A 15064-nucleotide genomic window follows, 5' to 3' on the forward strand; every position below is an offset into this window, starting at 1 on the left:
CGGTCCGACATCGTGCATCGGTAATTGCCCTGAGGTCTAGACCGGGTCGCGCCCCGGCGTCCCCGGGTCAGCGGGTCTGGAGCTGGAACGGCGCCCTGATGTCCATCGTGCCGCGCCGCGGCGCGACGGCGTACTCCATGGACCCGTCGACGCCGAGGCGCACGACCGCCCACCGGTCGGCCTGGTAGGTCACGACGAGCACGTGCCCGGCGTCCTCCCAGACCTCGTCGAAGTACGTCGCCGAGCGGCCGTTGCGGGCCGAGGTGAAGGACCGCACCACCGAGCCGTCGGTGGTCGAGAGGACGTCGAGCGAGGTCGGGCCGAAGCCGTCGGCGTACGCCGGGGTGCCGAGGACGTGACGGTCGTCCGGGCTGATGTCGGAGAACTGGTTGTCGCAGGTGCGCCACGCGACCTTCCAGCTGCGGAGCATCGCGCTGCACGAGCCCGCGTCGCTGAGCGAGGTGATGCCGCCGACCCATCGTCCGCGCCCGGTCGAGGTGAGCCGCAGCCGCGGCACGCGGTCGACGATGCCGTGCGAGGAGGTGTAGTAGGCGCGGCGGGACCCGTTGACGTAGACCGCACAGCCGTTGCTGGTCGAGCTCTCCTTGCAGTCCTCGCCGAACACTGCGACCGCCCGTCCTCTCCCATTGATGGGGACCGGGTTGAAGCGCAGCACGCGGTCGCCGAACTCGTCGATGGACCAGACCCGACCGCCCTTGCCCGAGAAGGCGACGGCCTTGCCCTGGGCCGAGACCGCCAGTCCGTAGCCCGTCTTCCACGAGCGCTCGCCGCTCGTGCCGTCGGCGCCGAGCCAGCGGGTCGTCGAGCCGCCCGCACCGATGGTCTGGATCACGTAGCCCGAGCCCATCGGTGCGAACTGGTCGAGCCGGTTGGGCGCGGGGGTGGTGGCGCCGCCGGCCCCGTGGATCACGGTGCGGCCGGACCGGCGCTCGCTCCAGCGGACGGCCGGGGGGTCGCCCTGCTCGAGGCCGCGGACGTCGAGGACGGTGGTGGGGGCCGGGCGGCTGCTCATGGCGGTGGCGGTGTCGGCCGCCGAGGTCGCGGGGGCCGCCGGGGACAACGCTGCGGCGAGGCCGAGGCCCGCGGCAGCGACCAGGGTGGCGCGGGACGCCGCGCGGAGGGAGGTGGTCATGTCGAGGAGACGCTCCCGACGGACGAGAGGTTGCCTGTGCCACCGGGAAATGCGGGCGGGAGGTCGCGACCCTCACCGGCGAGCACGTCGCGGAGGCGCTCGGGGTGGTTGGTGATGAGGCCGTCGACCCCCAGCCGCACGAGGTGCCGCATGGTGGGCGCGTCGTCGACGACGTAGGGCACGACCGCCAGCCCCGCGGCGTGCGCCGCGTCGACCAGCGCGGCCGTCGCGAAGGGCCGGTACGCCGGGTCGCCGACGCCCGAGCGGAAGGGCGAGCCGTGGATGGGCGAGATCGCGGTGAAGCCCTGCCGGGCGGCCGTCAGCGTGAAGTCCTCGTCGACCTCGACCCCGTCGAACCACGGTGACGCCACCCCGTCGGCGCCGCGGAGGTACTTCGGCGACACGAGCAGGTTGCGGGCGAGGGCCGGCTCGGCCGCGCCGACGCGACGCAGCACGCCCCAGTCGAAGCACTGGATGCTCGTGCGCGCGACGAGCCCGTCCACGTGCAACGCGTCGACGACCCGCTCGACGAACGCCTCCCGGGTGGTGAGGCCGCTGGCGTCGAGGGCGTCGTACTTGATCTCGAGGTTGATTCGCACCGGGTCGGCCCCGCGCTCGTCGAGGAGTGCCGCGACCTGGCGGAGCAGCGGCATGGTGGGCGGCAGGTCGGCCCGGGTGAGCTCCCGGATCCGCCGTGCGTCGGCGAGCCCGCCGTGGACGGTCGGGTCGTGGTGGACGACGACGTCGTCGTCGGCCGTCAGGTGGACGTCGAGCTCGAGGGTGGAGACCCCCAGCGCGAGGGCGCGACCGAAGGCCTCGAGGGTGTTCTCGGGCCAGAGCCCCGCGCCGCCGCGGTGGGCCTCGACGTCGAAGACGTGCACGGGCGGAGCGTCGAAGACGTGCACGGGCGGAGCGTCGGACCTCACCCGTAGAGCTTGTCCACCACGTCGGCGTACTTCGTCCTCACGACCCGCCGCTTGAGCTTCAGCGTCGGCGTGAGCTCCTCGGACTCCGCGGTCCACTCGTCGGGCAGCAGCTCCCAGGCCTTGACCTGCTCGGGCCGGGAGAGCCGCTCGTTGGCCTTGTCGACCGCGTCCTGCGCCATCGCACGGATCTCCGGCTTGGTCGACAGGTCGGCGAGGTCGGTGAACTCGACGCCCATCTTCGCCGCGACCAGCGGCGCGATCTCGCCGTCGAGGGTGAGGATCGCGACGACGTAGGAGCGGTCGTCGCCCAGCGCCATCGCGTGCCCGACGATCGGCGACTCCTTGAGGTAGTTCTCGATGTTGGACGGCGCGATGTTCTTGCCCGCCGAGGTGATGATCAGCTCCTTCTTGCGGTCGACCACCGAGTAGAAGCCGTCCTCGTCGACCGTGCCGATGTCGCCGGTGCGGATCCAGCCGTCCTCGTCGATGAGGCTGCGGGTCGCGCCCTCCTGCTTGTAGTAACCGGGCGTGTTGACCGGCCCGCGGCAGAGGATCTCGCCGTCCTCGGCGAGCCGCACCTCGATGCCGGGGTTCGGCCGCCCGACCGTGCCGAGCTTGAAGGCGTCGGGGCCGTTGGAGGTGAAGGCGCCGGTCGTCTCGGTCATCCCGTAGACGTCGTACACGCGCAGGCCGAGACCGCCCATGAACTTCGCGACCTCGAGCGGCATGGGCGCGGCTGCGCTGGCCGCCCACTGCACCTGGTCGAGGCCGAGCAGCAGGCGCAGGAAGCCGAGGATCGCCTCGTCGGCCTTCTGGAAGGCCTCCTCGACCTCCGGCGTCATCTCGTGGCCGTACTCGTGGGCCTGCGTCCACGCCAGTCCGGCCGCCATCGCGTCGGTGACGAGCTTCTGGTTCGCGGGGTCGGGGTCCTCGGCGAGCTTGGCGGAGATGCCGGTCTTGATCTTCTCCCACACGCGCGGGACGCCGAAGAAGGCGGTCGGGTGCACCTCGCCCAGTGCGCCGAGGAGGCCCGCGGGGTCGGGGATGGCGTGCACGTGGTTGCCGAGGAACGGGGGAGCGTACGTCGCCAGGATCCGCTCGGCGATGTGGGCGAGCGGGAGGTAGCTGATCGTGCGCTGCGGGCCGTGCAGGCCGCCGGCGTCGAGGGTGGAGACCGCCTCGTACATCACGTTGTGGTGGGTGAGCACGACGCCCTTCGGGTTGCCCGTCGTGCCGGAGGTGTAGAGGAACGTCGCCGGCAGGTCGGGGGTGATCCGGTCCATCCGCCCGTCGACGGCGCCGGTGTCGTCACCGCGGGCGAGGAGGTCGGCCCACGTCATGACGCGCGGGTCGTCGACGCGGTCGGCGTCGGACAGCATCACCAGGTGGCGGATGGAGTCGACCTCGTCGAGGGCCCGCTCCCACCGCTGGTAGCGGTCGTGGTCCTCGAGCACCACCACCACGGGGCGCGACTCGCCGGCGATGAAGGCGACCTGGTCCTGCGCGAGGGTGTTGTAGATCGACATCGGGACGGCGGCAGCCGTCATGGCGCCGTAGTCGGCGAGCGTGTGCGCGGTTCGGTTGGCGGCCATGATCGCCACGGGGTCGCCCGGCTCGACGCCGAGGTCGATCAGGGCGGCCGCGACCCGGCGGGTGAGGTCCCACGTCTCGGTCCAGGTGATCGTGGACCACGTCTCGCCCTCGGGAACGTCGAACCGGTCGGAGAAGGCGGGTGCGTCGCCGTAGGTCTCGGCGGCCTTCCGCACGGTGGCCGGCATGTGCAGCCCGAGGATGCGTGCCTCGTACTGCTCACGCACTGCCAGGACGGCGGGGGCGGTCTCGGTCGCGGTCATCTCCGGCTCCTCGGGTGCTTCGGTCGTGTGGCCCGTGCTGTGGCGGGGGTCACATCATGGAGTCCCCGCCGCGTGCTGGCTAGGGCCGGACGACCGTGTCCCCAGGCGGGAGCCGGTGCAGGACGACGTCGCCGAGCCCGCCGTCGGCGGCCGTCGCGGTCATGTACGTGCAGTGCGGCTGCCGGCGGCGGTCGGTGGGGGAGCCGGGGTTGAGCAACCGGAGGCCGCTGGTCGTGACGGTGTCCCACGGGATGTGGCTGTGGCCGAAGACGAGCACGTCGAGGTCGTCGTACGTCGCCTGCATGCGCTCCTCGCGGTCCTTCGCCGGCCCGGTCTCGTGGACCACGCCGAGGCGCACGCCGTCGACCTCGACCCGCGCGACCTCCGGCAACCGCTCGCGGAGCTCGCCGTGGTCGTTGTTGCCCCAGCACGCGACGAGGCGGGCCGAGCGCGCCTCGAGCTCGTCGAGGAGGCGCACGTCGACCCAGTCGCCGGCATGGACGACGAGGTCGGCCTCCCCGACGGCCCGCCACACCTCGGCCGGCAGGTCGCGGGCACGCTTCGGCACGTGCGTGTCCGCCAGGAGCAGGAGCCGGGTCGCCATGGGTCCAGTCAACCCGGTCGGCCGAAGCGGGATGGGTACCGTCGAGGCATGACGACCCCCGATCAGTCCACCCTCGACGACATGGTCGCCGAGTCCGCGCTGCAGCTGTGGTCGGCGGCCCAGACCGACTTCGACCCCTTCGAGGTCGACTCGTCCGAGTGGCCGGAGACGGCCGTGCCCGTGCGCGACGCGGACATCGCGGTCGACACCCGCCTCGAGGTCGACGACGTGCGTGCCGCGCTCGAGAGGCTCGACGGGGAGAAGGTCGTGGTGGGTCGGGAGGCCGGGACGCTCAGCGTGCTGCGGGTGGTGCCGGGGGACACGCCCCTGTAGCCGGCTGCTGCCGGAGCTCGGCCTGGACGGTCGCCAGCCGGACCAGGAAGGCGCGCTCGTCGAGCCGCTTGCGGCGCAGCCAGCCGGTGACCTCGTCGTTGCACTTGCTCGCGTTGCAGGACGCGCACGCGGGGACGACGTTGAGGAGCGTGTAGCGACCGCCGCGGGAGATCGGCAGGACGCAGTCCTTCTGCACCGGTCCGCCCGTCGCGCCGCAGTAGGCGCACCCGCCCCACGCCTCCTGCAGCGCGGTCCACTCGTTCGGGCTCAGGTCGTGCTCGACGCTCGCCATCCGGCGCTGGCGCTTGCGGGCTGCTCGCGCGCGACGGGTACGGGACGCTGGCATGGCGTCAGGGTAGGGGTGGCGCGGGCCCGAGGCGCGTCACAGCACCGTGAAGCCCGGAGGAAGTCCCTCCCGACCCGTGGCGGCACGCAGCAGCGGCGACGCGAGCCCCGCGTCGACCGCCAGTCGTGCGACCAGCTCGAACGCCTGCGCCGCCGGGAACGGGGGAGGCTCCGTCGGCACGCCCAGTGCGGCCGCGAGGTCCGCGGTGTGCACGACGAGCTCGAACGTGCGGGTCGGCAGGTAGTCCGCCAGCCGCATCCCGCCGGCGATCGTGGTGATCACCTCGGTGCCCGCGCAGGCGGCGACCAGGGGGACCACGCGCGACGCGATCTCGGCGACGGCAGCGGCGGGGTCCGTCCCCAGCACCTGCCCCGCCTCACGTCCGCGCGCCGCGACGTCCGGGCCTGCGGCAGCGGCCCGGGTCGCGCGGTAGTAGTCGGCGGTCGACCCGACCTCGACGGACGCCGCGGGCTTTCGGAGGTAGCTCTCCACGGTCAGCAGCGACCGGCTGGTGTGGCCGACGAGGCTGCGGACGTCCCACTCGCCCAGCCCCGGCTCGTCCCACCGGCCACCGACCAGCGCGCTGGTCGCGACGAACCACTCCGCAGCAGCGGCGAACGCGCGGCAGGAGGTCGTCCACGGAGAGTCCACCTCGGGAGGGTACGACGCGGTGCGGTCCCGCGTCCCGCCGCGGACGGGCCGGTCCGGGTCGGGTGGACCTCGCCGATCCCGGGGTTGACCCAGCCTGCGCGCCGGGTCTTCCACGAAGGGTGGTCGGGTCCGCCGGCGGCAGCGTGGACGGTGGTCCCGCTCGGTCGGCACGCGGACCACCGCGGCCGCTCGCGAGATGAGGAGTCGTCATGGGCGAGACCCCTGCCCGTCCCAGCGGGAACCCCAGCGGGAACCCGTCGGATCCCGACGCACCGGACCCGGGTCGCTGGTGGGCGCTGGCCGTCCTGGCGGCCGCCCAGCTCATGATCATCCTGGACGCCTCGATCGTGAACATCGCCCTCCCGTCCGCGCAGGCGGAGCTGGACATCAGCAACGCGGACCGGCAGTGGATGGTCACGGCCTACACCCTCGCCTTCGGCGCACTGCTCCTGCTGGGTGGTCGGATCGCCGACTACACCGGTCGCAAGCGCACCTTCGTCGTCGGGCTCCTGGGGTTCGCCGGCGCCTCCGCCCTGGGTGGGCTCGCACCCAACCAGGAGCTGTTGTTCGCCGCCCGGGCCCTGCAGGGAGCCTTTGCAGCACTGATGGCGCCCGCCTCGCTGTCCATCGTGACGGTCACGTTCACCGAGCCGCGGGAGCGCGCCAAGGCCTTCGGGGTGTTCGGGGCGCTCGCGGGCGGCGGCGCCGCGATCGGCCTGATCGTCGGCGGCGTGCTCACGGAGTACGCCTCGTGGCGCTGGTGCCTCGGCGTCAACGTGCCGGTCGCCCTGCTCGTCGCCGCTGCGGCCGTGCCCCTGGTCCGCGAGAGCAAGGCCCACGGTGACACCAGGTACGACGTGCCGCGGGTGCTCCTGGCGACCACGGGCCTGTTCTGCCTCGTCTACGGCTTCACCGAGGCCGCCCGATCCGCCCACCCCGACGACCCGACCTCGACGGAGGTGCAGGGCTGGGGCGACCCGAGCACGCTGACCTTCCTGGTGGCGGCGGTCGTGCTGCTGGTCGCGTTCGTGCTGTGGGAGCAGCGGGCCCGCAACCCGTTTGCTGCCGCTGCGCGTCGTCCTGGACCGCAACCTCGGCGGGTCGTTCCTGGTGTTCCTGCTGGTGGGCGCCGGGCTCTTCGCGATGTTCCTGTTCCTCACCTACTACTTCCAGGTCAACCTCGGGTACACCCCGCTCGAGGCCGGCTTCGCCTTCCTGCCGTTCAGCGTCGGCATCATCCTCGCGGCCGGGATCGTGGCCCAGCTGCTGCCACGACTCGGCCCGAGGGCGCTGATGGTCCCCGGCCTCACCATGGCCGTCGTCGGGATGCTGCTGCTGACCCGGATCGACCAGGACTCGTCGTACTGGGCGCTCGTCTTCCCGGCGATGGTGATCATGTCGGTCGGACTGGCCGGCGTGTTCATCCCTGCGGCCAGCACCTCCCTGGTCGGGGTCGGCAGCCACGACGCAGGCGTCGCCTCCGCCGTGCTGAACACCTCGCAGCAGATCGGCGGGTCGCTCGGCACGGCGCTCCTCAACACGATCTTCGCCGGGGCGGTCACGGCGTACTTCACCGACCACCCACCGGCCAGCCCCGAGGAGGGGCAGCAGATCCTGCCCCTCGCGTTCATCCACGGCTACCAGGTGGCGTTCTCCTGGGGTGCCGCCCTCTTCGCGGTGGCCCTGGTTGTCGCGGCCGTCTTCATCAACGCGCACAAGGAGGACATCCCCTCCGACGCGGCCCCCGTGGCCGACGCCGCCGACTGACGGGAGCAGTCCTCTGGGGGCGGCCGCCGCCTCACGGCCACGCGATGTCGGCCCGGGCCCCCACGAGGCGCTCGGCTGTCCAGGGCGCTGCGCCTGTGACCGAAGCACCCGCGGCGGGTGATGCGCACAGGCGGCGGCGGCCGGAGTCTCTCAAGACCGGGCGTGAGGACGGAGACGTATGACCACGCAGCTTCTCGCCATCGGCGTGCCGGGTGTCGTCGCCCTCCGCGGGCTGTCGTGGATCCTCTCGGCATCGGCCGCTGAGGGGATGGCCCGTCGTGGCCGTCGATAGGACTCGAACCAGGACTGACACCACGTCGCGGACGAGCTGGCTGCCGCTGGTCGCCCTGGCCCTTGCCCAGTTCGTCATGGTGCTGGACCAGTCGGCGATGAACGTCTCGATCAGCACGCTGGTGGACGACTTCGACACGACGGTGACCACGATCCAGGCCGTGATCACCCTGTACTGCCTGGTGATGGCGATGTTCATGCTCACCGGCGGCAAGATCGGCGACATCATCGGCCGACGACGCGCGTTCGTCGTCGGACTCGTCGTCTACGCCTGTGGTTCGGCGATGACGGCACTGGCGCCGACCGTCCTCGTCCTCACGCTGGGATGGTCGATCCTCGAGGGCCTGGGTGCGGCGCTCGTGCTACCCGCCATGGTCGCCCTCATCGCCGGCAACTTCGAGGGCGCGTCGCGGAAGGTGGCGTACGCCGTGATCGGCGGGGTCGCCGGCGCGGGCATCGCGGTGGGGCCGATCCTGGGCGGGTGGGCCACGACGGAGTACTCGTGGCGCATCATCTTCGCGGGCGAGGTGGTCCTGGTGGCGCTGATCCTCGTGATGACGCCGAAGGTCGCCGACGCGGCCCGGACCGGGCCGGCCCCGCGGCTCGACACCGTCGGAACGGTGTTGTCCGCAGCGGGCCTGGGGCTGGTCGTCCTCGGGGTCCTCCAGTCGAGCGCCTGGGGCTGGATCAAGCCCAAGGGAGACTCGCCGCTGACGCCGTTCGGCTTCTCGCTCACGATCTTCGTCGTCGGGGCCGGAGTGCTGCTGCTGTGGGCGTTCACGCAGTGGCTGGACAGGAGGGAGCGCGGTGGCCGCGATCCTCTGGTGCACCTGACGCTCCTGGAGATCGCTCCGCTGCGCGCTGGGCTGATCGGTCTCTTCAGCCAGAACCTGATCCTGATGGGGATCTTCTTCACGATCCCGCTGTACCTGCAGCTGGTGATCGGCCTCGACGCCCTGGAGACCGGCGTCCAGATGCTCCCGGTGTCCATCACCATGTTCATCGCCTCCGCAGCCGGCTCGCGACTCTCAGCGCGCTCCTCGATCCGTTCCATCGTGCGGGTCGGCCTGGCGACCGCCGCACTCGCGGCCACCCTGCTGATGGCGACGATCGAGCCCGAGCTGGACAACCCGAGCTTCCTCCTCTCGATGGCCGTCCTCGGTGTCGGGATGGGCCTCATCGCCTCCCAGCTCGGCAACGTGGTCCAGTCCTCGGTCGACGCCTCGGGACGAGGGGAGGCCGGTGGACTCCAGTTCACCGGCCAGCAGCTCGGGTCCTCGCTCGGAGTCGCCCTGCTGGGTGCGATCGTCCTGTCCGGCCTGACCACCAACTTCCTGACCAACATCTCCGAGGACGACCGGATCAACAGCGCCGTGTCCGAGCAGGTCGGTGTCGCGGCGGGCTCGGGCATCGACTTCGTCGCCTCGGACCAGATCGCAGCCGCTGCCCTCAGCGCCGGGCTCGACGAGCCGACCTCGGAGGCGCTCGTCGACAGCTACGAGTCCGCCCAGCTGCAGGCCCTGAAGACCGGGCTGCTGGTAGCGGGACTCCTGGCACTCCTGTCCCTGGCCTTCACCAAGGACCTGCCGCGCGGGTTGCCCGACGACCCAGGCGACACCGACGAGGCCGGTGCCGGAAGCCAGGCATGAGGCGGTCGGCCGACCGAGAAGTCTGCGCCGGTCGGCACGGCGACCCTGTGGGTCTCGTCTCGCGCGAGACGCCACTAGCGTCACCTCATGCAGCGTCCCTGGCTGAGCTGGTCTCGGCGACAGTTCCTGTGGACGGGTCTCGCCGGGTGGGCCATCCTGCTCATCATCCGGAGCGTGTTGCCGGGTGTCACTGACTCGTCGGCCACGCCCCGCCCGACAGGTCGAGTCACTCGTCCGAGGTGGCAGCGTCCAGCACCCGCTGGATGAGCGACGTCGTGGAGATGGCGGAGGTACGTGCGACGCGCACGAAGCGCCTATCGGCAACGGCCGGACCGTAGACGCTTTCCGCCCCCTCCAGTGACAGGTCATCGCCGTGCACCACCGTCGCGATCGCGTGTTCGGCCAGGAACTCCGCGGTCAATCGGTCGGGAGCGTCGGCGATCACCTCGTCGACGTACCTGCACGCCTCGATGACCGCGACGCGCTCACCGAGAGTCATGATGGGACGCCGCTTGTACGAGGCGACGGTCTCGTCCGACAGGACGCCGACCACCAACCAGTCCCCGTGGCCGCGGGCCTCTCGGAGGAACGCCACGTGGCCAGCGTGGAACAGGTCCCCGACCATGTCGACGTAGACCTTGGACGCCGGTGGTGCAGCAGCGCCGATCTCGTCCACCATCACGATCCCGTCCCCAAACGACGTGAGGACGTCGGTGCCCTCAGCTCGTCGAAAGGTACCGCGCTCGAATCGGCAGATCCGCGAGCCATCGCGTCCGATCCGGACGTCAGGACTCGACGCAGAACTCGTTGCCCTCTGGGTCCTGCATGACCACCAGGTCCCCCTGTCGACGCTGCTCGACAGCGCCCAGGTCGACAAGACGCCGCACCTCCGCGTCGACATGACCGACTACTCGCAGGTCGAAGTGTTGTCTGTTCTTGGCCGACTTCGGCTCGGGCACCCTCTGGAACCACAGGTTCGGGCCGCCCCAGCCCGCCGGTTCGACCCAAGCCCGATCCGGCGTGCTGTCCGCTTGAGTTCGCCTCTGCGCTGCTTGTATGTCCTCAGCCGACGGTCGTACGTGGCCGCCCCGATGAGATCCCCGTATCCGCCCGCAAGTCCTTAAGGGGCTCTGCACGCCGAGTCCGGAGAATCCGGGTCAGAGCTCGACCTCGCCGGAGAGCGCGTAGACGACCTGCTCGCCCTCGACCATGTCCGAGGAGTGCGCCAGGTGCTCCTGCGACGCCTCGGTGCCGTAGGCCTCGTCGAAGAGGGGCTCCAGGTTCCAGTCGTCCAACGCGGACGGTCCGTGGAAGGTCATGAGCCAGGCCCGGCTCGCGCCCTCCGGCTGGTCGTCCGCCGGGCGGTGGAGGTGCCACCTCCCGACCTGGTGCGTTCGCACCCTGGCCACGGCGGGCGCCACGACCTCGCGCAGGAACTGTTCGAAGTCGGCGTCCCGGCCCGGCTTCACGTGCGTCGCCACCACGAATCGGGGCGGGTCCGTCGACACCATCGCGTCCTCCTCTTGCGGGCGGGTCCACACGGACCGGTCACGGCAGTCCCAGCCTCGCGCACGTCTCCTCCGTTGTCGTCGCTCGACTTGGGTAACGGCCGGCGGCAGGTCGTCGGCCGGCCGGCCCGGGCGTTGGCCGGCTGGCCTAGGGTCGCCGCATGAGAGCCGACGTGGTGGTCGTGGGCGCGGGGCTGGCCGGGCTGCGGTGCGCGCAGGTGCTGGCCGAAGCGGGTCGCGACGTGGTGGTCCTCGAGGCGTCCGACGGGGTCGGCGGCCGCATCCGCACCGACCGCGTCGACGGGTTCCTCGTCGACCGCGGCTTCCAGCTGCTCAACCCCGCCTACCCGGCCGTCCGCCGCTGGGTCGACGTCGACGCCCTCGGCCTCCAGCCCTTCGGGGCGGGGGTCGCTGCCCGCACCGAGACCGGCCTGCACCTCCTCGGCCACCCGCTGCGCAGTCCCGCGCTCATGCCGGCCACGCTGCGCACGGCAGCGCGGCACCCGAAGGAGGTCGCCGCGCTCGCCCGCTGGGCAGCCCCGCTGCTGCGACCGCGACCCGGACGCGAGCTGGCCGAGGTGGTCGCGCAGCGCCCCGACGTCGACCGTCGTACGGCACTGGACCGCGCCGGCGCGGACGGGCTGCTGCGTCGGGTGGTCGACCGCTTCTTCGCCGGAGTGCTGCTCGAGGACGACGGCAGCACCGCCGACCGCTTCGCCCTCCTGCTCACGTGGATGTTCGTCCGCGGCGTCCCCGCGCTGCCGGCGGCCGGCATGCAGGCGCTGCCGGAGCAGCTCGCGGCCACCCTCGGCGACCGGGTGCGCCTCGCGCAGCAGGTGCGCCGCGTGACCGCAACGTCGGCCGAGACCGCTGACGGCACCTGGACCGCCGACCGCGTCGTCGTGGCCACCGGCGCGGCGGAGGCCCACCAGCTCACCGGCGTGCCCGCGCCCGCGACGAAGGGCGTCGTCACCTTCTGGTGGTCGGCGCCGGGCGCCCCCGACACGGACCTCCTCCACGTCGACGCGCGACGCACCCCCGTCGGCCCGCTCGTCAACGCCGCCGTCGTCTCGCGCGCCGCACCGTCGTACGCCCCGCCGGGTCGCCACCTCGTCCAGGGCTCGGCCCTGGTGAAGGACGGTGGCGACAGCGAGGAGTTGCGCCGCCACGCAGGTGACCTGCTCGGCGTCGACCCGTCGGGCTGGGAGGTCGTCGCCCGGCACGAGGTGCCGCACGCCCTCCCGGCGCAGCCGGTCCCGTTCAGCACGACCCGTCCGGTCCGGCACGGCGACCTCGTCGTCTGCGGGGACCACCGTGACACCGGATCCATCCAGGGTGCACTGGTCAGCGGCCAGCGTGCGGCCGAGGCGCTGCTGTGACGCGCGTGGTGGTCGTGGGCGCCGGGCTGGCCGGCGTGGCGTGCGCCCGGGAGCTGCGGGACGCCGGCCTCGACACCCGGGTCCTCGACCGGGGTCGCGTGCCCGGCGGCCGGATGGCGGCCCGCACGCTGTGGGACCGTCGTGTCGACCTGGGGGCGTCGTACCTCACCGTGTCGGACCCGGGCTTCGCCGCTGTCGTCGACGACTGGGCAGCGCGGGGGCTGGCGCGGGAGTGGACCGAGACCTTCACTGCCCTCGGCGACGGCGACCCCGAGAGCAAGGACGGCCCGATGCGCTGGGGGGCGCCGCACGGCCTCCGGTCGCTGGTCGAGGACCTCGCCGCCGACCTGGTCGTCGAGCGGCAGGACGTGCGGTCGCTCGACGAGGTCGACGAGCTCGCCCCGGGCGCCGTCGTCCTCGCGATGCCCGATCCGCAGGCGCGCCGGCTCGTGGGCCACCACCCGGTCGGGGAGGAGCTGCGTCGCGAGTGGGAGCCGGTCATCGCCGTCGCCGGCCGCTGGAACGAGCGCACCTGGGACGGCGTCAGCCCGACCGGCCGCTTCGACGGCGCCTTCGTCAACGACGACCCCGACGTCGCCTGGGTGGCCGACGACGGCCGGCGTCGCGGGGACGACGCCCCGGTGCTGGTCGCGCACTCGACCCCCGGGCTGGCCGCGCGCCATCTCGACGACCCCGCAGGTGCCGCACCCGCGGTGCTGCGGGCCGTGCAGCGGTTGCTCCACGTCCGCGAGCCGGAGGACGTCCACGTCCACCGGTGGACCTTCGCCCGACCCACGGGCCGGCGTGAGCAGCCCTACGCCCTCGTCGACGGGGACCGCCCGGTCGGCGTGTGCGGCGACGGGTGGGGCGAGGCGCCCAAGGTCGAGACCGCCTGGCTCTCGGGCGTACGTCTCGGGCGCGCGCTCGCGGAGCGGCTCACGTGACCTCGAGCAGCCCCCGCTCCTCGACCAGGTCGAGCGCCAGGGTGCGGTAGCCCTCGTCCTCGAACAGGACCGTGACGCGGTCCTCCTCGACGTCGGTGACCGTGCCCAGGCCGAACTCGGCGTGGCGCACGGTGCTCCCGACGGCGTACGGCACGGCCGGATCGGCGGTCTCGTCGGGCGCGACGCCGGACACGCAGTTGTCGCAGATCCCGCACCGGTCGCGGACCTCGGCGCCGAAGTAGCCGAGCATGAAGGCGCTGCGGCACCGCTCCGTCTCGGCGTACGCCCGCATCATCTCCACGCGCGAGCCCTCGAGCTTGCGCTGCGCCTCGGCCCGCTCCACCACGGCGTCGACCACCGTCGCCACGTCGGCGTCGTCGGCCAGCCCGTCGGCCTCGCGCGCGAGGCGCACCAGGTTGACCAGCCGCCCGGCCTTGCGCGGGCCGAAGTCGAGGTGCTCGCCCAGCTCGCGGGGGTCGTCGCTGCCCGCTCGGGTGATCGCCCTGACGACCGCGCGCACGTCGCCGCGCTTCGGCACCGGGGTGGTGAAGAAGCGTCCGAGCGACAGGTCCTCGGCGCGGTAGGCCAGCACGGCCGTCGCGGTGGCACGATCGCGGCCGGCGCGGCCGACCTCCTGCCAGTACGTGTCGGGCGACTCGGGGACGTCGGCGTGGACGACGAAGCGGATGTCGGGCTTGTCGACGCCCATCCCGAAGGCCGAGGTCGCGGCGACCAGCGGCAGGTCACCGGACATGAACGCCTCGTGCACCTCGTCGCGTCGCTTCTGGGAGAGCCCGGCGTGGTAGGCCGCGGCGTGGTGCCCCCGCTCGGCGAGCGACGCGGCGACCGACTCCGCGCCCTTCCGCGTGCGGCAGTAGACGACGCCGCTGCCCCTCCGGCCGCCCTGGTCGCCGGAGAGCTCGTCGACGATCGCGAGCACGCGGTCGGCCTGCTCGTCGGCGTCGGCGAAGCGCTCGACGTTGAGCGCGATGTTGTCGCGCTCGAAGCCGGTGAGGACGACCAGCGCGTCGCTAAGCGCGAGCCGGTCGACGATGTCCTGCTGCGTGGGCAGTGCGGCGGTCGCGGTCATGGCGATCACCCGGGGCGCCCCGACCTGCTCGACGAGCTCACCGAGCCGCAGGTAGTCCGGACGGAAGTCGTGGCCCCACGACGAGACGCAGTGCGCCTCGTCGACGGCGACGAGGGTCGGCTCGATCGCGGCGACCTCGGCCAGCACGTCGGGGTTGGCGAGCTGCTCGGGGGAGAGGAGCAGGAAGCGCAGGTCGCCGGCGCGGGCGGCGGCCAGCACCCGGCTGCGCTCCTCGTCCGACTCCGCGGAGCTGAGCCGGGCGGCAGTCAGCCCGACCTCCTCGAGCGAGGCCACCTGGTCCTGCTGAAGCGCGAGCAGCGGCGACACCACGACCGTGCAGCCGTCCAGCAGCAGCCCCGCGAGCTGGTAGGCGAGCGACTTCCCCGCGCCGGTGGGGGCCACGAGCAGCACGTCGCGCCCCTCGAGGAGCGCCTGCACGGCCTCCTCCTGACCGGGCAGCAGCTCTCGGTGCCCGAACCAGCTCTCGGCGGCCTCGCGCACGCGCGCGGTCCTGGAGGATCGGGGGGAGGTGGTCGTCACGCGGCAGGGGTACCCGCAGCGCGGGGTGCC

General features: G+C 72.7%; 15 protein-coding genes and 1 pseudogene. 6 read left to right on the forward strand and 10 right to left on the reverse strand.

Features of this window, described 5'->3' with window-relative positions; translation table 11 throughout:
* Positions 1-67 precede the first annotated feature (67 nt).
* The 4 genes from NYO98_RS02945 to NYO98_RS02960 form a co-directional block, all read right to left on the reverse strand.
* On the reverse strand, positions 68-1153 hold the full coding sequence (locus NYO98_RS02945; protein WP_268110026.1) for a hypothetical protein: 1086 nt from the start codon (positions 1151-1153) through the stop codon (positions 68-70).
* Positions 1150-2079, reverse strand: coding sequence for a glycerophosphodiester phosphodiesterase family protein (locus tag NYO98_RS02950; RefSeq protein ID WP_268110027.1), 930 nt, complete (start codon positions 2077-2079; stop codon positions 1150-1152). The genes NYO98_RS02945 and NYO98_RS02950 overlap by 4 nt, the downstream gene beginning before the upstream one ends.
* Positions 2076-3932: an AMP-dependent synthetase/ligase gene (locus NYO98_RS02955; protein WP_268110028.1), complete on the reverse strand. Its 1857-nt coding sequence runs from the start codon at positions 3930-3932 to the stop codon at positions 2076-2078. The genes NYO98_RS02950 and NYO98_RS02955 overlap by 4 nt, the downstream gene beginning before the upstream one ends.
* A gap of 79 nt (positions 3933-4011) precedes the next feature.
* On the reverse strand, positions 4012-4536 hold the full coding sequence (locus tag NYO98_RS02960; protein WP_268110029.1) for a metallophosphoesterase family protein: 525 nt from the start codon (positions 4534-4536) through the stop codon (positions 4012-4014).
* Positions 4537-4584: 48 nt separating this feature from the next.
* Here NYO98_RS02960 and NYO98_RS02965 point away from each other — a divergent pair, with 48 nt between their 5' ends.
* Positions 4585-4869 (forward strand): hypothetical protein, encoded by a 285-nt coding sequence (locus NYO98_RS02965; protein ID WP_268110030.1) that lies wholly within the window; start codon positions 4585-4587, stop codon positions 4867-4869.
* Here the strand turns inward: NYO98_RS02965 and NYO98_RS02970 are convergent.
* Together NYO98_RS02970 and NYO98_RS02975 are read right to left on the reverse strand one after the other, a co-directional pair.
* A complete protein-coding gene (locus tag NYO98_RS02970; RefSeq protein ID WP_268110031.1) occupies positions 4829-5215 on the reverse strand; it encodes an HNH endonuclease in 387 nt (128 codons plus the stop codon). The genes NYO98_RS02965 and NYO98_RS02970 overlap by 41 nt on opposite strands.
* Positions 5216-5251: 36 nt before the next feature.
* Positions 5252-5866: a maleylpyruvate isomerase family mycothiol-dependent enzyme gene (locus NYO98_RS02975; protein WP_268110032.1), complete on the reverse strand. Its 615-nt coding sequence runs from the start codon at positions 5864-5866 to the stop codon at positions 5252-5254.
* A gap of 209 nt (positions 5867-6075) precedes the next feature.
* Here NYO98_RS02975 and NYO98_RS21875 point away from each other — a divergent pair.
* The 3 genes and pseudogenes from NYO98_RS21875 to NYO98_RS02985 all read left to right on the forward strand — a co-directional run.
* Positions 6076-6705: pseudogene (locus NYO98_RS21875) on the forward strand (MFS transporter); the annotation flags it as partial.
* Positions 6706-6925: 220 nt separating this feature from the next.
* Complete coding sequence (locus NYO98_RS02980; RefSeq protein ID WP_268110033.1) at positions 6926-7633, forward strand: MFS transporter; 708 nt, start codon at positions 6926-6928, stop codon at positions 7631-7633.
* Positions 7634-7911: 278 nt separating this feature from the next.
* Positions 7912-9573, forward strand: coding sequence for an MFS transporter (locus NYO98_RS02985; RefSeq protein ID WP_268110034.1), 1662 nt, complete (start codon positions 7912-7914; stop codon positions 9571-9573).
* A gap of 226 nt (positions 9574-9799) precedes the next feature.
* Here NYO98_RS02985 and NYO98_RS02990 read toward each other — a convergent pair whose 3' ends face one another.
* From NYO98_RS02990 to NYO98_RS03000, 3 genes are all read right to left on the reverse strand, one after another.
* Positions 9800-10252 carry an adenylyltransferase/cytidyltransferase family protein gene (locus tag NYO98_RS02990; RefSeq protein ID WP_268110035.1) on the reverse strand — a complete coding sequence of 151 codons (453 nt, stop codon included), beginning with the start codon at positions 10250-10252 and terminating at the stop codon, positions 9800-9802.
* Positions 10253-10358: 106 nt separating this feature from the next.
* Positions 10359-10709: a VOC family protein gene (locus NYO98_RS02995; protein WP_268110036.1), complete on the reverse strand. Its 351-nt coding sequence runs from the start codon at positions 10707-10709 to the stop codon at positions 10359-10361.
* Between the two features lie 21 nt (positions 10710-10730).
* Complete coding sequence (locus NYO98_RS03000; protein ID WP_268110037.1) at positions 10731-11084, reverse strand: hypothetical protein; 354 nt, start codon at positions 11082-11084, stop codon at positions 10731-10733.
* Positions 11085-11242: 158 nt separating this feature from the next.
* On the opposite strand from NYO98_RS03000, the gene NYO98_RS03005 reads away from it, so the two are divergent.
* Positions 11243-12460 (forward strand): NAD(P)/FAD-dependent oxidoreductase, encoded by a 1218-nt coding sequence (locus tag NYO98_RS03005; RefSeq protein ID WP_268110038.1) that lies wholly within the window; start codon positions 11243-11245, stop codon positions 12458-12460.
* Positions 12457-13404 carry an NAD(P)/FAD-dependent oxidoreductase gene (locus NYO98_RS03010; protein WP_268110039.1) on the forward strand — a complete coding sequence of 316 codons (948 nt, stop codon included), beginning with the start codon at positions 12457-12459 and terminating at the stop codon, positions 13402-13404. The genes NYO98_RS03005 and NYO98_RS03010 overlap by 4 nt, the downstream gene beginning before the upstream one ends.
* Here NYO98_RS03010 and NYO98_RS03015 read toward each other — a convergent pair.
* Positions 13397-15034: a RecQ family ATP-dependent DNA helicase gene (locus tag NYO98_RS03015; RefSeq protein WP_268110040.1), complete on the reverse strand. Its 1638-nt coding sequence runs from the start codon at positions 15032-15034 to the stop codon at positions 13397-13399. The two genes, NYO98_RS03010 and NYO98_RS03015, sit on opposite strands and share 8 nt — an antisense overlap.
* Positions 15035-15064 lie beyond the last annotated feature (30 nt).

Origin of the sequence: Nocardioides pini (assembly GCF_026712185.1) — a bacterium.
In the GTDB taxonomy this organism is placed as follows: domain Bacteria; phylum Actinomycetota; class Actinomycetes; order Propionibacteriales; family Nocardioidaceae; genus Nocardioides; species Nocardioides pini.

Bases quoted from the DNA above. Each gene is read 5' to 3' on its own strand.
- NYO98_RS02945 (WP_268110026.1), bottom strand. From the start codon at position 1,153: ATGACCACCTCCCTCCGCGCGGCGTCCCGCGCCACCCTGGTCGCTGCC.
- NYO98_RS02955 (WP_268110028.1), bottom strand. From the start codon at position 3,932: ATGACCGCGACCGAGACCGCCCCCGCCGTCCTGGCAGTGCGTGAGCAG.
- NYO98_RS02960 (WP_268110029.1), bottom strand. From the start codon at position 4,536: ATGGCGACCCGGCTCCTGCTCCTGGCGGACACGCACGTGCCGAAGCGT.
- NYO98_RS02965 (WP_268110030.1), top strand. From the start codon at position 4,585: ATGACGACCCCCGATCAGTCCACCCTCGACGACATGGTCGCCGAGTCC.
- NYO98_RS02970 (WP_268110031.1), bottom strand. From the start codon at position 5,215: ATGCCAGCGTCCCGTACCCGTCGCGCGCGAGCAGCCCGCAAGCGCCAG.
- NYO98_RS02990 (WP_268110035.1), bottom strand. From the start codon at position 10,252: ATGGTGGACGAGATCGGCGCTGCTGCACCACCGGCGTCCAAGGTCTAC.
- NYO98_RS03000 (WP_268110037.1), bottom strand. From the start codon at position 11,084: ATGGTGTCGACGGACCCGCCCCGATTCGTGGTGGCGACGCACGTGAAG.
- NYO98_RS03005 (WP_268110038.1), top strand. From the start codon at position 11,243: ATGAGAGCCGACGTGGTGGTCGTGGGCGCGGGGCTGGCCGGGCTGCGG.